We start from the raw sequence: 17,340 nt of genomic DNA on the forward strand, positions 1-17,340 counted from the left end.
TTCGGCCAAGTTTTGCCTCTGCCTCAAATAATAAGGGTAGGGACCGCCATGCGGGCGGTCCTTCCCAAAAGCAAACAGTCTGGCCTTAGACGTCGGCGAAAAGATCAGTCGCGCCACGTTTGGCCAGGTATTCCGCCTGACTCATCGGTCCGGCATTGCCGACCAATGCGCGGTAGGCATCATAGCTTTCAACGATCTTACGGCCCATCTCGTCGTCATCCGCAACGCTGGCTGTCACCTCAAAGGATACGCGAGCCAATTCATTCCATACATCGTCGGGAAGACGTGTTGGCTTGACCCCTGCTTCGGCAAGCAACTGGACCAGTGCAATACCATTGTTCCCATAGTAGTCGGCGGTGTGATAGGTCAGTTCGGCGTCTGCTACCGCCTCGATCAGGGCGCGATCAACATCGGACAGATTGTTCCAGAAATCGATATTGAATCCGACAGCTGCCGTTGTTCCGGGTTCATGAAAACCTGGATAGATATAGGTAGACAGCAGCTTCTGAAAACCGAACTGCAGATCGTTATAGGGCCCAACCCATTCGGTCGCGTCGATCGTACCTTCAAACAAGGCTTCGACAATGCCGCCACCTGGGAGGACGACAGCGTTGGCACCAAGACGTGTGATCACCTGGCCACCCAGACCGGGCATACGCATTGTCAAGCCCTCGAAATCGGCCATGCTGGTGATTTCCTTGTTGAACCAGCCGCCCATCTGAACGCCCGTTCCACCGACGGCCAAGGATTTAACGCCAAAGCCAGCATTCAGCTCGTCCCAGAGTTCCTGACCACCACCATTCTTCAACCACGCAGCATGCTCAACCGATGTCAGCCCCAACGGAACCGTTGTGAAGAAGTTCATGCCGCGATGTTTGCCCTGAAAGTAATACTCGGCTGAGTGGTACATCTCGATCTCGCCAGCGCTCGCCGCGTCATGTACGCCGAGCGGCGGAACAAGCTGTCCTGCCGGGTAGAGCTCCACACTCAAACGTCCTTCGCTGCCAACAGTGATGCCTTCGGCAACACGTGCGGCGCTATCGGCAAGACCGCCAAGACCGGAAGGCCAGGATGTTGCCATACGGATGATCTGCGGCGCACCTTGCGAAATCGCCGGGGTGGCAAGTGCAGCGGCACCAGTCACTGCGGCACCAGCCCCCAAAAGAGCGCGGCGTCGTGACAATTTGGAGGTATCAGCTTCAGCCGCCATCGTTGTCTTTTTGTCAAATTGGTAAGTCATAGGGTCAATGCCTGCTTGCGGCCCAGGAAATAGGCGGTTTCGCCAATCTCGCTCCATCCGGCAACATCACCGATGAAAAAGAGGTAGGCATCTGCTGAATCTGCTGCGATATCGCCGGCATCAAACATCTGCGCCAGAACGGTGTTGGCGCTCGCAATCTGTGCATCCCAGACATCTTGGGGCATCTCGTGTGACGTCACAGCCGATCCGGCCTCTGACAGGGCAACGACATTGTTATGGAGCGCAAGGCTACGCTGCACGCCATGTTCCGCCATAATGCAGCGTTCGATCAAAAGCTGATCCGCCTCGGAAAGCGAAGACCATCTGGACAGGTTCACCCCTGCGCCCAAAGTTGCAGATGGCCGCCCGGCATTTGGTGTTATCATGTGTGGGAAGGCACCAAGAAGACCCGACCGGGTCATTTGGGCGACGCTGAGCCCTTCGATTGCCACGACTGAGGAGAGATCGCCGCCAGACAGGATATCGACGACATTCTGAACACCCATGTCAGACAGGACCCGCAGGCCAAGTCCGGAGGAAGCTACGCCGCCGGACTGAAGATCGGAAAGACCTGCGATTGGACGACGCGCCCACATCGGCATGGCCCCATCATCGCCGGCCATGAAGGCCTTGATACCAAACTCTTCTCCCAGCAAATCAAGCATGAAGCGTCCGTCACCCACGGTGACCCAGCTTTCCAGTTCACTCGGTGACATGCCGCCGGGCATCGCGGCAAACAAACCAAAAGCTGGGTTTCGCGACACGAATGCATCATGTGACGTCAGATACATATCCGCTCCGCCACCTGATACCTGGTCAAGGAAACCGGCTGTGTCTGATGCGGTTGCTGTGGACACGTCGACACTGATGCGGCCACCGGAAACAGCGCCGATCCGATCAGACAGTGATGACGCCGCATCACCGCGGTCAGTCAGTAGCGACAAGCTCACCCTGTCTTGGGAAATTGCGGGCGTCGCCACAACCGTGGCAGCTGCTACGCCTCCGCCCAAAAGTGTTCTGCGTTTCATTTCAACTTTTTCCTAACTCTTGGCGGGGTTTCTCCGCCGACTTTCGCGAACGCATTGTTCTGTTCATCAATTGGCTGCATCTCTGCGGATTTCGACCTATTAACGCAGCCAAATCTCAACACGGCGGTTACTTTCGCGACCGTCTGCCGTGTCGTTGCAGCCGACAGGTGCCAGCGGGCCATACGTCGATACAGACATGCGACCGGCAAGGGCATCACCACCCAAGGCGCCGACCAGAGCGTCGCGAACACTGGTCGCCCGCAGCAAGGCCAAACGCTCGTTCAAGTCAAAGCGACCAACATCATCGGTGAACCCGATGACAAGGATATCCCGGTTTCTCGCTTCGTCGCTATTGAGGAACTGCACCATACGCTCCACATCGCCCTGCGACTTGTTGTCAAGGCGCGCAGATCCGGATGTGAAACGGAAAGTTGTCGACAAACGATCCGCCGTTGCCAAATCCTGTGCAAAGCTTTGCACCAGACCAAGCGTGCCGCCCGTCCCCGCAGACAAGATCGCGGATGTCATACGGGTACCCTGCAAACTGATTGGCTGCGGTTCGATGGACAGGTCGACATAACCGGCCTCATTGACCAATGATTTAGCGTCGTCAGATGCCGCAAAATCAAGGAAGCTGGCTTGCGACGATGGCAGGTTTGCATCGGTGTAAGCGTAGACACGCTGACCCAACGGGTATTCTTCAGCCTTGATGGCGAAGTCACTTGCATATGCCAAAGGACCACATGACAGCCGGATCGGCAGGATTTCAGCGTCGCCATTGCCAGAAAGGCTGGTGATGGTGATCGCATTGACATCCGAAGCCACTGCGGCTGCTGCCTGACTTTCACTTTCGGCCCGTTCGGCACTGCGGCGCAGTCGAACGCGGTTGGGGTCAAGTACCAGTTCTGAGAATGCCGCATCCAACGAAGAGTCGACCGCCGGCAGAAGCATCCGGATCGGGGCGTTCTCGCCGCCAATTTCCGACCAGTTCGTGATACGGCCTGCCGCGATCTGGGCAAGTTCCTCAAGCGACACAGATCGCACCGGGTTGCTTGGATGAACAACGGGAACAAGCGCATCAAGGGCCAGAACCCGCTCGCGGCTGGGATCACGCGGATCAACCTGTCCGGACGCGATGGCCTGCTCCGCAACATTCGCAGGCACGGCATTGGTTGTGATGTCCATATCGACATTGCCGGCGATCAATTGCTGAAATGCAGAAACGCCCGGCTGAATCGAGACGTTGACAGTCCCTTCGATTGTCGACCGTGCATTGTCTCGAATTTCGACACGCGCGATGTTGCCTTGCGCGTCAGGGAAGGCCAGACCAACAAGATTCTGCTCTTGCGCAAAACCGTCAACCAGGCGACGCAGCAGCATCGCAGTGTCGGGTTCGTTGACCAGAACCTGCATATCAAGGTTGACCGACGACTGCGGGCAGGCCGCACCTTCACAGATGGTGGCCTGTCGTGCCAGGCGAAGTTCACCCAATTCTGTATTCAGGACCAGGACGTTGTCATCGAACGAAAGCAATTCGCCCGAGATGGTGATTGATCCATCCGGGCTGGACACCGTTACCTGATCGGCCAAAAGAGTAGATGGTAGCACCGCAAGGCATAGTGAAAGCGCAATTTTATTCTGTAATAGTGACATATGTGGCTATCCAAGTGTTTCTCTCTAGCTCGATCATCAAGACTCATCGAACTCCGCGGCAATCTGAAATCGTATATTGGCGAGAATATGTTCTTATTTGGTTGAATCAGAGGTTTGGTCAGGCCGATTGACCCCTTTCACGAGTATGAACGAGAGGGGTTTCTGTATTAAAGACAAAGACTTACAAAAACTCGAAATGCACTGCCCATCTGATCATTGTGCCGCGGAACTCTCCGTTGCACCTCGACCACGACGAGATACCGAAAACGCCACCAAGAACGCTCAATACTATGATCGTCAAGAACACTTGGCCTTATGGCCAAAGTGGACCTGCGTTTGCATGATACCCAAGACACTGGGTATCATGCAGTCTTTCATTTACCACACGTCGATGGTGACAGTTGCAGGTGTAAAGTTGCCATCGTCATCGGTTGCCCAGTAACGGAAACTGTCCGTCCCGGTGAAACCAACGTCTGACCGGTACAACAGACGGCCGTCCTCTTGCATGTAGACCTCGCCGTATTCCGCATCGAGGAAACCATCGACACGCAATGCGTCACCGTCCTGATCAAAGTCATTGGCGATCGCGTCTATATACACACTTTCACCGCTGCGTCCGGACGCAGTGTCATCCACAGCAGTCGGTGCGACCCCATCCAGCGAAATCGTACCGGCAAACTTGGCACCGGTATAGTAGTTGTTCAGCATCCAGTTGTTCTGCAACTGCGCTTCGGTCATTTCGATTGTGACGATGTGAGCGAATTTCGTGATCTCACCTGTGGCGCGATCCGCAATGAAATCCTCGACAACTACTACGTTTCGGCCATCTTCTGTTCGATAGTACCCTTCGGTCGTGATGATCTGTGCAATCTGCGCATAGAACTCCAACGCCAGCGGATCACCATCATACTCCCGATTGCGCGTGCCGATCGAGTCAGTCTTGATGCCGCCCAGATCAAAGGCTTCGCCATCGGACAGGCTGGTATCACCGTTATGGGTAAAGCCAATCCGACCCGGCTCCAAATCAGAAGATGTCAGGATGTGATGCCTGTTGGCGTTGAACCCAACAAACTCCTGATTGATGTTGTCCATCTCAAGATCGATGAAGATATGATCAACGTCAGCATCCGCCACCGGACGGAAGAATTCCTGATCGAGATAGGCGCCATAGTCGAAGCCTTCCATCTTGATCCCGTTAAAGACCATGTCAAAGGCCATCGCACCGAAGTTCACACCGATGCTCCCGACGCCCGGCTGGTCGACACGCGGCGCCAGCAGGTCAAAGTCGAGCATCGTGTAGTGTGCTGTGTAGCTGATGTTCACACCTTCGGCAGTTTCCCATGCCAGGAAACCATCAAACACTGAGCGTAGTTCATGCTGCTGCTGTGCAGCGTTGTCCTTGATCACCATCAAGCCAGTGTGGGCACCAAATACTTCGTTGTCGCGGAAACCCTGGATGGGCGTCAGGTTAGTGGGCATGGTATCAAAACCGTAGCCGATTTCTGGCTGATCCAGACCCGCCGTTGGCGCATCCAGTGCATTGCGGTGCATCCAGACAAACCCATTCGTTGTGTTGACGGCAACGTTCTCTGCCGCTTCGACAAGCCGACCAGCAAAGAAGAAGCCATCGCCGGTCCGGCCTGTATCAAGCCGATCCACATCTGTCTGGTTTTTCGCCGTCCAATCACCAAAACCGATACCTTCGGATTTGATCGCCATGTTGCGAACCCAAACACCGGTTTCGTCGCCGCTCTCTGCCGCAAAACCCGCACCAAAGACGTCAAACGCAACGTTGTCGGTGAAGTTGGCATTGCTGGAGTGGTGTACAAAACCCCAGCCAGGGCCGCCGCTGACAGCGTTACCAACAGCCATCGCCGGATCGTCCTGATCGTCGGTCCCGGTCTTGTGGAAGTGGAAGGAATACCGACCTTTCACATTGCTGTCCGCATCAAGCGATCCCGCAGAGCTGCCATCAAACGCGGCGATGGATTTGTCGGTCCGACCAAGATCGTCGAACGCGGCATAACGGACATCGACGTCATCGCTGTGCATGAACATGACATGACCGCGATGATGTACGGCCGATGCATCGCCATCTTCACTCGACACTGTGATATTACGGCTCATGTTTGACACATAGGCCGACAAGTCATCGCGCGGGGTGTCGTGGTTGTACTGAAGCGCACGATCAAAGCTGATTTCGGTGCCGTTGATCGCCGTAATAGTTACCTCTTCATCCTGGCTTTCGATGTGACCGGCAGCCGTATTGGTCCAACCTGTCTTATGCGTACCGGTAATCACAATCGTGTCGCCCACCTGCCAGCCGTCAGGAATCTCGGCAAGGCTCAGCGATGTGTCGCCTGCCATTGGTGCATCATCGACTTTGAGGAATGAGTCCTTCTGCGCACCGTGGATTTCGACTTCGCCATGCGAAATGACACCACGCGACAACAATGACGGATCCCAGCTGACGTCGATGTCACCGTTATTGGCAATCACAATCTCTGCATTGACGTTTGCATCAATCGGATTGTCAGCTGTGCCGATTTCAAGCCGGCCAGATGTTGAGACAACAAAGGTGTCCACAACCATCTTGGTGTCGGTATCGGTCGCAAAGGCAAGCTCACCGTCGACGCGGACAGTAAAGAGCGATTCCTCGCTCTCGCCATCATAAGTGACCGAAACTCCCTTCGGGATCAGAACCTGGGCACCGGCATCAGGTATATTGCCTTGGTACCATGTGCTTGCATCAAACCAATCACCATTCGAAATAGCGATATGTGTGGCCTCCGAACGCGGGACGAGGTCGAGAAGCTGAGAGTGCTCCATCGCCATGCCAGCATCATCACCATGGGCGTGACCATCCGGCTCGGCCCGAACAGCCGCAACAAAAGCTTCAATCTCTGCAGGTGTCGTAGGCAGATCAACATCGCCTCCGTGACCACCGCCATGGTCGCCACCGTGATCCATGCCACCGCCGGTATCGCCACCTGTGTCACCACCGGTGTCACCGCCTGTATCACCACCAGTGTCACCTCCGGTATCACCGCCGGTGTCTCCACCATGATCGCCGCCGTGGTCCATGCCACCGCCAGTATCGCCACCGGTGTGACCGCCAGTATCACCACCAGCGTCGCCACCGGTATCACCGCCAGTGTCGCCGCCGGTATCTCCGCCGTGGTCGCCGCCGTGGTCCATGCCACCGCCTGTATCACCACCGGTATCACCGCCAGTGTCTCCACCGGTATCGCCGCCAGTGTCGCCGCCGGTGTCTCCACCATGGTCGCCGCCGTGGTCCATGCCACCGCCGGTATCGCCGCCAGTATCGCCACCTGTGTCACCTCCGGTATCACCGCCAGTATCTCCACCGTGGTCGCCGCCGTGGTCCATGCCACCGCCGGTATCACCACCTGTGTCACCGCCGGTATCACCGCCAGTGTCTCCACCGGTATCGCCGCCAGTGTCCATACCGCCGCCGTCAACAACCTCGCCGTGGCTCAGGTTGTCGCCATCAATAACAGACCGAACGCCATTGCTGTCCGGCCCGCGCCATTCAAGCACCAGGTTTTGCGATCCGCGCTTTTCGACGTAGCGCAGCTCAATGTCATGCACACCCGCATCCAGATTGACCGTAATCGCCTCAGAGGTCTTCGTGTGCAGCCACTCCATACCGATGATCGGCTGGCCATCAATGTACAACGTCGCGTTATCATCCGCGGTCAGATAAAACGTGTAACTTCCCGCATTGTCGACATGCAGATTACCGGTCATTCGGGCGGCAAACGATTTTGCCCAACCATCATCCCACAGCAGGCCATTACCGTCGCCAAACTGAACCGCATCAATCGTCTCGGTTTTGGTCGGCGTGCCGTCAAAATCTACCCGCGACAGATCCTTGGCGCGCTTGTTGACAACAAAGAAATCCACCAGCAGCCCGGGGTTATCCAAAGGCATGACGTCAGGCTGATCGGTATCGCCCGAAGGTGTGTCAGGGCTATCGCCAGCATCGTTCGCAACTTCGTTGCGATAGGTCAGCACATTGGAATCGACTGGAACGGGGTCCCAAGGATTGTTGGGCGTCTGCCAATAGAGCTGCAGCGTCTGAGCGCCAAACGCCTCGAAATAGCGCACCTCAATATCATGGACACCTGTTGTCAGATCAACAGTAACCTGCTGCAGCTCGGCCGCATGCAATCCATCGTTATCAATGACCAGTTCACCGTCGATATAGAGCGCCGAACCATCATCGGAGTTCAGGTAAAACGTGTGCGATCCGCCGGTTTCAACATTCAGCTCGCTTGTGTAGCGCGCGGCGAACAGATCTTCGGGCCCACCATCCCAAAAGCTGCTTTCCAACGCGTAGTTGTCCAGGGAGCTGACAGTGCCCACCATCACCGGGGGGGCGTCGAAATCGATCGCGCTCAGGTTTGTGACGGTGTTCGGCAAAGCGTAATACTCTGCGTAGAAGCCGGTTCCGAAAATCGGAACATCAAACCTGGGGTCGTAAACTCTGCTCATTCTTTCTTCCTTTGGGTGGGGTCACTAGGAAAAGAGGCAACTCGGTGTGGTGTGAGTGTTTAGGTACCACGCAATACTCAGCATGCGCGGCGGCTTGCGAAAGGCCCTGTTGTGGTAAAACTGTGTCCAAACAATCGGGCAGATTGTTTCCGACGGCATATCCTACTGTTTCTGAAAAAATGACTAACGGTTCTTGGAAAAAACGCTGCCATTGACGACCCGGCGGCACTCGGACCCAGACTCCACCGGCGCCAACTACCTTGCGCCGATTTATGCACAAAGCATTGAAAATTATATGTTTTCCGGGTCATTTTGGTCTTCTTCAGGGTCGTTATATTCAGGCCGAATCCTTGTCGGCCTAGGGGTGATATGGGTCGACCCATTTACGTTCAACAACGGTGTATGGCGGGCAGTCTTTCGGGCGACATTTTGCCGACCGGTCAAACCGGAGTAAGCGACAATCACCCGTGACCTCGGGGCAAGGGACAATTTTTGTTTCCATTTTTAGTACAATGGAACTAAAGCGCGCGCGGCCATTTGTGGCGAAAATATGGCAAAGCGCCCCGTGCCGATTACTTTACCCTAAGGTCAATGACACAAAGCATATTTCCGCATTTGCTAGGCTGCGATAGCGATTCGGGGTCTCAAATTGCAGCGGTTTGTTGTCTGAGATGAGGTCAAATCTCTTGCCTGAGGGGAGTCAATGGAGACAGATGGTCGATATTGTTTCTGCTGTAAATCGTCTAAATCCAGCGTCGGGCAGACAGTGTCGCCGCAACCGCAACAAATGTCCTATGACACCCAAGCTAAGGCGCCCCTTTGAGGTATCTCTCGGCGAAACAATGACGATGCCTTTCAGCAACCGCACACTATATGATGTTGGCGAGTGAGTTTATCTGCATTTCAAGGGAAGGAGCGACGCATTGCGCTTACAACGTGGACGAATTCTCGTCATTTTTCTTTTGGCCGCCGCAGCTCTGGCGGCAGCATTCCGTTTCGGTTTCTCACGCCCCATGGATCAGGCCAGCTTTGATGCACTCTATGCATCGCCGCAGCCTGTTCCCGATGGCCCACAACGTGTATTTCATTTGGGGCATAGCCTGGTGGGGCGGGACATGCCTGCCATGCTGGCGCAGCTGGCTGGCGACGGGCATCAATACGAAAGCCAGCTTGGCTGGGGTACGCCGCTTAAGGCGCATTGGGAACCGGACGAACAGATCAACGGCTTTGATACTGAAAATGATCATCCCAGATATCGCGACGCAAAACAGGCTGTCGCGTCAGGCGACTATGATGCGATCATCTTGACCGAAATGGTCGAGGTCAGAGACGCGATCAAATACCACGACGCGCCGACATATCTGCATCTTTGGGCAAAGGCCGGTTGGGACGCCGACCCATCGGTCCGCGTCTATCTGTACGAAAGCTGGCACCCGCTTGACGATCCGGATGGCTGGCTTGAACGGCTGGACCAGGATCTGACCCGTTATTGGGAGGATGGCGTGCTGCGCCCAGCGGTGTCACGCATGGATGATCCGCGACCGATCACGGTGATACCCGCCGGGCAGGTCATGGCAAAATTCGTGCGCGAGGTCGAGGCCTTGGGTGGCGTGGACGGAATTGGCGGACGATCTGACCTGTTCAGCGATCAGATTCACTTCAACGATCTTGGGGCCTATCTTGTGGCGCTCACCCACTACGCAGTGTTGTACCAAACGTCACCTGTCGGGCTCCCCTATGCCCTCAAGCGCGCGGACGGCAGCGATGCGACAGCCCCATCAGCAGAGGCCGCCGAATTAATGCAAAACGTCGTTTGGGATATCGTGCAAAACTATCCCAAGGCCGGACGACCCCAGACCTGATCAGATACCCAGTCGGCGCAACCGTGGCGCCAAGCGGCGGTAGAGGAAAGGTGGCAGCAGGTTACGCATCGTCGCGTGCCGCGCTTCCAGCTTATCGCGCTGGTCGGCTGTCCCCGGACGAGGCTTGAACAAAGTGCTGTGTGACTTGCGGGTCTCGTCCCAAGACGCTGTATAGTAATAAAGCGCAATCGACATACGCGGCTCGCCTTCTGGATGGTTCACCGTCTCGGGGTTTCCATGCCACGAGTCAGAAGAGGTGTTGAAACACACCATGCGGTTGAACAACGGAACAAAGCTTTTGACTTTGCCGTTCATATTCTTGTCCCACACCTCAAACGAACCGCCCCATTCTTCCTTCCAGCCCTTGTTGAGGTAGATGAGGACGTTCAAACGGCGTTCCAGGTTCATCTTGCCGTGGTGGTTAAAGTCGGCGTGGATATCCAGATGGCCACCGTTTGCGACCACATGAATGCCCGCGCCGATGAAATAGGGATCAGGGATCAGGCCATCGATGCCTGTCAGTTCCTCAAGAAACGCGATGAACGGTCTGGAGTTTAGCGCATAGAACAGGCTGCGGGTGTAGGGCGGCAGACGCTCGGGGATATAGCTTGTCTTCAGCTTTTCCTGCGCACGGTTAAAGCTGCTTTCGGCTTCGGGAAGCTCTTTCAATTCTTCCTTGACCCGCTCCAGAATCTCGGGAGGCAGAAAGTTGTCGAACGACCCATGCGCATAGGGTTCTTGTGACTGATAGGCCTCGGCAGCCGGCGCAGCCGCTTCGCGCGCTGCTGCGGATGAAATCAGCAGGGTTTCAGGATCAATGGCATAAACAGGTTTGGTCATAGTAACTTCCACTCAAAGGGTTTTTGGCTCGGATTCGGAGCCGTCAGGCCCGCTTCTGGCTTTCAATACCTAATTTTACACGTCAGGTATGAACCTTGGCAATTGGCTAAGTAGATTTTGGCTTGCTTCGTTTAGCCGTGCCTCGGCCGCTGGCATGCCGCTTGGGCCGTCAATGGGCGTGATCAGCCGCACAATCGCACTGTCGTTGCGACCATTGGTGATTTTGCCCTGCAAAAGTTGCATCTTGGCGGTCAAGGTCGAGGCCGTCCGCTGGCCTTGCTGTTCGAACCAGTAGTAGACCAGCATCCGGCTCGCATCCTTTTGGATGATCGCCCGGTTCAAGGTGAAAGGGGTATCGCTGGCGAAGGGCGCATCGACCTGACCAAGTGCCGCAATCTCCCAGCCCGCGCCGGGCAGGCAAACCTCTGGCGAATGAACGCCACCTTTGTTCTGGTTCGCATACCACGCGATGAAAAGCTCGACCTGATCTGCCCGCTCAGGATGGGTCAATGTGGCCGAGTAGTAATCATCGGCCGCGAGGATCTGCTCGATAGTTGGGGCCAACGCACGCTGTGATCCGGCTTGCCACGGCCCGATCTCGGTTGGAAATAGTGCAAATGGCGTTCGGGACACATTTACGATGTCCCGCTTGGGCAAGGCCTGCCAGGTGACGGCCATCAAAACAACAAGAATTGTACTGCCGACAAATGCCCGCGATGGCTGTAGATACTGCAGGCGCATGAACTGCTCACCCAAGCCGCGTGTATCCAGATCAAGCGCATCGGTCAGCCGCATCTTGTCCCGACGCAAAAACAACATGCCCCAAGCCAAAAGAAACAGAAGCAGAATGCAGGCCACGAAGATCACCCAACCTTCGAAGAAATGCGAAAACCCCTCCAGATGCGCGACGCCGTAGCTGTTGACGATGACGCCGGCAATCGCGATGCGTACCGCATTCATGAAGATTGTGATGGGCGCCGCCGATATCAGCAGAACAGCCTTGTGCCATGTGGGACCCCTGTAAAGGACCGCAAAGATATAGGAAAAACTCAGGATCGGAAAAAGGTAGCGTAACCCAGAGCAGGCTTCGGCAACATGAAGCTTATAAACCCCAAGGTCGATGATGTTGCCTTCAAGGAAGACAGGCACTTGCAGCAGCTTAAGGAAATACACGCCAAGCTCTGATGAAACGCCCTGCAGATACGTCGAAACGCCGTAGTAGAGCGCGCCAGGCAAAGGCAGCATATACACCAGATGCAGAACGGGTGGCCAGAAATGCTTGCCCTGTTTCCAGCCAAAACTGATCAGCAAAAGCGCGCCAACCCAAAGGATAAGACCGTATGTGACAAAATCACCAATCCCGATCAACTTGCCCGCGAGCGCCAAGAGCAGCGCGAATACCAAAAGAACAATGCCCGGTCGACGATCCAGTTGCACAGACATATCGACAGGTACGGACTTTAGCTGGCGCAGGAACAATAGCGCCGACAAGATCGGGATCAGCGGGCCATGACTGTATTCCGGTAACTGCCACGCGGTCAGCAGCTCTTGGATACCTTCGTCAAAAAAAATGACGGCGCCGATCGTCATGACGAAAAGCCAGAACATACCCCAAGTGAACAGGGGGGCGACCCGTCCAAATGGTTGCGAGATTGTAGGTGTCTGCGACATGAAACTTGGTAAGGACTACTGAAATTGCATAAATGAGATAACGAGGCCTGTCATACCGCAGTGGCACAAAAAACGCTACCATTTGCAACAAAGAATGTCGTGACTTGCTGATCTGGCCCCGGTTTCTTGAGGCACTGGCAGGCTATCCTCATCGCCAACCACAGTTTGCGCAATGGTCTCAGCTCGATAAGCTGCGAGGATCCATTTATCCGAGGGAATGAAGGTGCTGACGACAATCTGGAACTGCGCGCATCGCACATGGCAGGTCGGTATTGGTGACCCCGGCATCATGGGTTGGGTCATTGTCGCAGTTTATTTGCTGACAGGACTGGCGGCATTTCGAACGGCGAGCAGTGGTCGCTTCCCCTATTCGTCGGCGGGTCGCGAGCGGTTCTTTTGGCGCGCGCTTGGCTTGGTCATGATTTTGTTGGCAATCAACAAGCAGCTGGACCTGCAGTCATTACTGACCGCGAGCGCCCGTTGTATGGCCCAGTTGCAAGGTTGGTACGGCTCGCGACGGGTTGTTCAGGTGGGCTTTATCATCGTTTTGTTGGCTTTGATGTCGCTGCTGGCAATCATAACCTTGGCGATCCTTCGCGGTACAATGCGACGGACCGGACTGGCGCTGATTGGATTATCGGTTGTGTTGGCATTTGTGGCTGTAAGAGCGGTGGGCTTTCACCACATGGATCAGCTTATCAACATGCGGTTCCAGAACATACGGGTGAACTGGATCATGGAAATGGCCGGGCCATTGATGATCCTCACTGCCTGCATACTGAATTTGCGGGCCGACCGGAATCAGTAGGTGCCATAGCTTTCCGCTGTATCAACATAGCGGCACTTGTTCAGCACAACACCCAGCAGATTGGTCCGCGCTTCCAGATCCTGTTTGCATCGGTGGATTTCATCCATCGTCGTCGTCTCTGCCGCGCCGACAAGCAGCATGCAGTCAATCTGATCGGTAAAGGCAATCGTATCGTCGGCAACCAGCATCGGCGGCATATCAAAGATCATGATATCAGGCTGATAGCGTTGTTCGATCGCATCAATCACGTGGGCCGCATGAACGCTCTGCAGCAACTCCGCCGGGCTTTGGTTCGAGCTTTGCGGCACCGCAAAGGCCAGATTGTCACCGACCCGTTGAATGCTGTCATCAACCTTGGTTTGCACCGCAAGAACCGAAGCAAAATTGGTGTTATGACGCATGCCCAATATCCTGGCGATAGCCGGACGACGCATGTCCAATTCGATCACCATCACACGAATGTCACGCTGACGGGCGAGGCTAAAAGCGAGATTCAGGCTTATGGTCGTCTTTCCGCATTTGCTGCCAGGCGATGTGATGGCGACCCGCCGCCATTTGTTGCTGCGCATCTCATGCAGCAGGTTGGTGCGCATCACGTCAAAAGGTGTCGCCGCCGCATTAGCCGCATATGTCATGACACGATTGCGGGTCAGCCGCTTGGGATTGATGTCGTGGTCCGGCAACTTCTGCCACAACTGCTCCAGCGCGAGCTTCGCCTCATCAGGTGACAACTGTAGCGGGGCGGTAAACGGATTGTCGCGTTTCTGCTTGTTAAGTTCGCGCTCCTTACGGGCCTGTTCGATCGCGGTACGAATATGATCCATCACTAAATTCCCACTACGCCGCGCACTTTATCGACAATGATATCGATCGGCATGACATTCGTATGCACAAAGAACAGGCCAGCGGGCACACCCAGACCGACAACCAGCAAGATCAACACGATGATCAGTGTGCGTGTTGCTTTCTGTCCGCCGGTCATCATGTAGGGCAACGTCGCAAACGGCTTGATACCCAGCGAATTTGTCAATTCGACGGGGCGGCGGATTGCGCGGTTCAGAAGCTCTAGCAAAAAGATCAGACCAACGCCCGCAGCCATACCACCGGCGGCACCACCAGCCAGAATCAGTTTTCTATTGGGCTTAAAGGGTCCGCTTGGGACTGTAGCCTGTTCAATCACCACAATGCGTTGCCCTTTTGACATCGCCTCAATCCGGTCACCGGTGCGTGCTTCGCTCAACGCCTCAGTGGCCTGATTGAACTGCATCTGGATGTTTTCATAGTTGCGTTCCAAAGTACCCAATGTGATGGCGTTCTCTGGCGTTGCGTTGATGGTGGCAATCAACACTTCCATCTCGGCCTCAACCAATGTCTTTTGTTCGGCCAGAAAGCTGATCTGCCCATCAATGTCGGAAATCTGCAGATCATAGGCTGTCAACAACTCAGTCTGGCGACCTGTCGTGCCGGCAATTTGCTCTTTCACAATCTCTTCGAGCGCGGCGACACGGGCCTGCAGCGACCGCACACGCGGATTTGTCGGCGAATAGATAACCAGCGCCGATGCCAGCTCATCCTGCAGCGCCCGCAACTGGCGCTGTTCAGGCGGCAGGCTGGCTTCGTTGAGGTCAAGCCGTCCTGTCTGTTCGAATAGCTCTGCCAGCCGGGTCCGTCTATCCGAGAGGGCCGCAAACTCGCGATCAATCTGCAAGACCCGTTCCTGCAAGGCCGATAGACGGGTGCGGCGATAATCCAGACTTTCCGGTAACGCATCGCGGTGCTCCAGCTTGAACTGAAGAATACGCGCATCCTGCTGCGCCAGCTCAGCATCCAGACGGCTGACTTCCTGTTGGAAGAAATCCAGCGTCTGACCCGACACAGTGGTCCGCAATTCAACATTTTGCTGCAGAATCTGGGTCAGCAGATCATTTGTAACCTCTGACGATGTTTCTGCCGATGGTGCTTCGAATGACACGAAAACCAATCCCGTGGTTTGCCCGTCACGCGGCAGGCTGAAGCCGATACGGGACCGCATATCGTTGACAATTTCATCAGCGCTCATGGTGGATGCATCAGGATAGACATCAAAGCGACGCGCGATATCCAAAAGGTTGGCGCGGGTCAGCAGGCGCTGCTCAATGACACGCAGCAGTTCAGCGGCACCGGCGCGTACAGTCGACGGTGCCAGGTCATCGGGGATTTGCGGGGATTCGACCAACAGCCGTGCCTGCGCACGATAAACAGGCGGCAAAGTATAGGCCAGCACCGCACCGGTTGTCGCGAAGATGATGAAAACTAACAAAAAATAATGAAAGCGCCTTAGGAAAAGCGAAATGTAAAACTTGATATCCGCAATCATAATTCTGCGTCACCCCTTTCATCGCCTGACCCCGGCGCAAAGAACGCACCATCAGCCAGAACGGCCTTTACATGTTCAGGGCCAACGATCTCGCGCTGTGCGATACATGCATATAACATCGACAGATCGCAAAGCTGATTTACCAGGCGCGGAATTCCATTGGTCGCCTCGTGGACAAGCTTGGCCGCATCCTTGTTGAACATGTGCTGTTTACCACCCACACGTTCAATACGATGGACAATATAAGAATAAACGGTCTTTTGATCCATATGCTTCAAATGAAAACTGGCCGCGACCCGCTGCGCGAACTGCTTCATGTCCGGGCGGCGAATAATGTCGCGTAGTTCCGGCTGGCCGATCAGGATCAATTGCAGCAACTCATCCTTGTTCGCGTTGATGTTCGTGAACATGCGCAACTCTTCAAGCGACTCGCGGCTCATGTTTTGCGCTTCGTCAAAGATCAACATGACCCGTCGACCGGCTGCATATTCAGCGATCAGATACTTCTGGAATTGGGTAAACAGATCGACATAGTTGGCTTCCGGATCAGCCGGTTGCGCCAGCGCCATCAGCACCCAGCGCAAAAGCTCGCCACGATCACCATGAGCATTGGATACCAGACCGATTGTCAGATCATCGTCGAGGTTATTCAGCAAGTGCTGCATCAGCGTTGTCTTGCCCGCGCCAACTTCACCTGTGATCAGGGTGATCGGGGCATGGGTCATGACACCATATTCAAGCATGGTGTAAGCCCGCTTGTGATCATCCGTCCAGTATATGAAGTCTGGATCCGGCAAGAGCGAGAATGGTCGCTCAGACAGGCCAAAGAACTCCGTATATGGTGCAAAGGCGTTGTTCATGATGTCTGTTGCAGTCTAAAGGCTCAGGTTTCTTTGATCCGATGTGCTGTTAACGGATGTCGCAATGCATGGCAAAGTAATTGGTATCTGGCCACTTACATCGACTACTGCAGATTGGCAGGTCTTTCGCCGTCCCACATGTCGAAAAGTACAGGATATGAATGAAGCAGAGGATTGTGGCGCTGATTTGGCATCGCGAAGCACCTGCAATGCAAGGCGAATCGGGCCAACAAGTTCGAATTGTGGCTAAAATATAGCCAATGTATGGAAACCAACAGCATTTGCCGCCCCACTGAACCAATGATGGGCAGATGACTCACGCCTCAGTTGAAATTCTGTCGATTGTGACAAATTTCCTTGCTGAGGCCATTCCAACTCTGTTAATTTTTCATTAATGAAGCATTGAGCCGATTACAGGCTCCCAGGCTGAGTAGGGAAAGCCTGAGTTGAAGTGTTGAGTAGCTGATGTAACCTGTGAGTAATGGCCATTTTGCCATGACGTTC

Annotated in this window: 11 protein-coding genes and 1 pseudogene; 2 read left to right on the forward strand and 10 right to left on the reverse strand. The window is 54.9% G+C overall.

The genetic code is table 11. The features are described 5' to 3' along the window. Nucleotides 1-85: 85 nt before the first annotated feature. From ACFWW4_RS02510 to ACFWW4_RS02530, 5 genes and pseudogenes are all read right to left on the reverse strand, one after another. A complete protein-coding gene (locus ACFWW4_RS02510; RefSeq protein ID WP_393932758.1) occupies nt 86-1,210 on the reverse strand; it encodes a TRAP transporter substrate-binding protein in 1,125 nt (374 codons plus the stop codon). Nucleotides 1,211-1,236: 26 nt separating this feature from the next. Further along, complete coding sequence (locus tag ACFWW4_RS02515; RefSeq protein WP_411889424.1) at nt 1,237-2,268, reverse strand: hypothetical protein; 1,032 nt, start codon at nt 2,266-2,268, stop codon at nt 1,237-1,239. Between the two features lie 99 nt (nt 2,269-2,367). Then, entirely contained in the window at nt 2,368-3,921 is a 1,554-nt protein-coding gene (locus ACFWW4_RS02520; RefSeq protein ID WP_411889425.1) for a phosphate ABC transporter substrate-binding/OmpA family protein, read from the reverse strand. 378 nt (nt 3,922-4,299) lie between these two features. After that, nucleotides 4,300-6,048 (reverse strand): Ig-like domain-containing protein, encoded by a 1,749-nt coding sequence (locus ACFWW4_RS02525; protein WP_411889700.1) that lies wholly within the window; start codon nt 6,046-6,048, stop codon nt 4,300-4,302. Between the two features lie 276 nt (nt 6,049-6,324). Then, a pseudogene (locus ACFWW4_RS02530) lies at nt 6,325-8,439 on the reverse strand (PA14 domain-containing protein); the annotation flags it as partial. Nucleotides 8,440-9,362: 923 nt separating this feature from the next. Between ACFWW4_RS02530 and ACFWW4_RS02535 the strand changes: the two are divergent. Beyond that, a complete protein-coding gene (locus ACFWW4_RS02535; RefSeq protein WP_411889426.1) occupies nt 9,363-10,301 on the forward strand; it encodes a hypothetical protein in 939 nt (312 codons plus the stop codon). Here the strand turns inward: ACFWW4_RS02535 and ACFWW4_RS02540 are convergent, their stop codons facing one another. Together ACFWW4_RS02540 and xrtD are read right to left on the reverse strand one after the other, a co-directional pair. Further along, nucleotides 10,302-11,141, reverse strand: coding sequence for a 2OG-Fe(II) oxygenase (locus ACFWW4_RS02540; RefSeq protein ID WP_411889427.1), 840 nt, complete (start codon nt 11,139-11,141; stop codon nt 10,302-10,304). 75 nt (nt 11,142-11,216) lie between these two features. Beyond that, nucleotides 11,217-12,731 (reverse strand): VPLPA-CTERM-specific exosortase XrtD, encoded by a 1,515-nt coding sequence (gene xrtD, locus ACFWW4_RS02545; protein ID WP_411889428.1) that lies wholly within the window; start codon nt 12,729-12,731, stop codon nt 11,217-11,219. A 304-nt stretch (nt 12,732-13,035) separates the two neighbouring features. Between xrtD and ACFWW4_RS02550 the strand changes: the two genes are divergently transcribed. Further along, a complete protein-coding gene (locus ACFWW4_RS02550) occupies nt 13,036-13,620 on the forward strand; it encodes an isopropylmalate isomerase (protein WP_411889429.1) in 585 nt (194 codons plus the stop codon). Here ACFWW4_RS02550 and ACFWW4_RS02555 read toward each other — a convergent pair. Genes ACFWW4_RS02555 through ACFWW4_RS02565 form a run of 3 tightly spaced genes read right to left on the reverse strand, consistent with a single transcriptional unit; the run spans nt 13,614 to nt 16,836 of the window. Continuing rightward, nucleotides 13,614-14,444, reverse strand: coding sequence for a CpsD/CapB family tyrosine-protein kinase (locus ACFWW4_RS02555; protein WP_411889430.1), 831 nt, complete (start codon nt 14,442-14,444; stop codon nt 13,614-13,616). The genes ACFWW4_RS02550 and ACFWW4_RS02555 overlap by 7 nt on opposite strands. Nucleotides 14,445-14,446: 2 nt before the next feature. Then, on the reverse strand, nt 14,447-15,919 hold the full coding sequence (locus ACFWW4_RS02560) for a GumC family protein (protein ID WP_393932740.1): 1,473 nt from the start codon (nt 15,917-15,919) through the stop codon (nt 14,447-14,449). Nucleotides 15,920-15,972: 53 nt separating this feature from the next. Continuing rightward, on the reverse strand, nt 15,973-16,836 hold the full coding sequence (locus tag ACFWW4_RS02565; protein WP_393932738.1) for an ExeA family protein: 864 nt from the start codon (nt 16,834-16,836) through the stop codon (nt 15,973-15,975). Between the last annotated feature and the right edge of the window lie 504 nt (nt 16,837-17,340).

This window comes from Yoonia sp. SDW83-1 (assembly GCF_046762885.1).
Taxonomy (GTDB): domain Bacteria; phylum Pseudomonadota; class Alphaproteobacteria; order Rhodobacterales; family Rhodobacteraceae; genus Yoonia.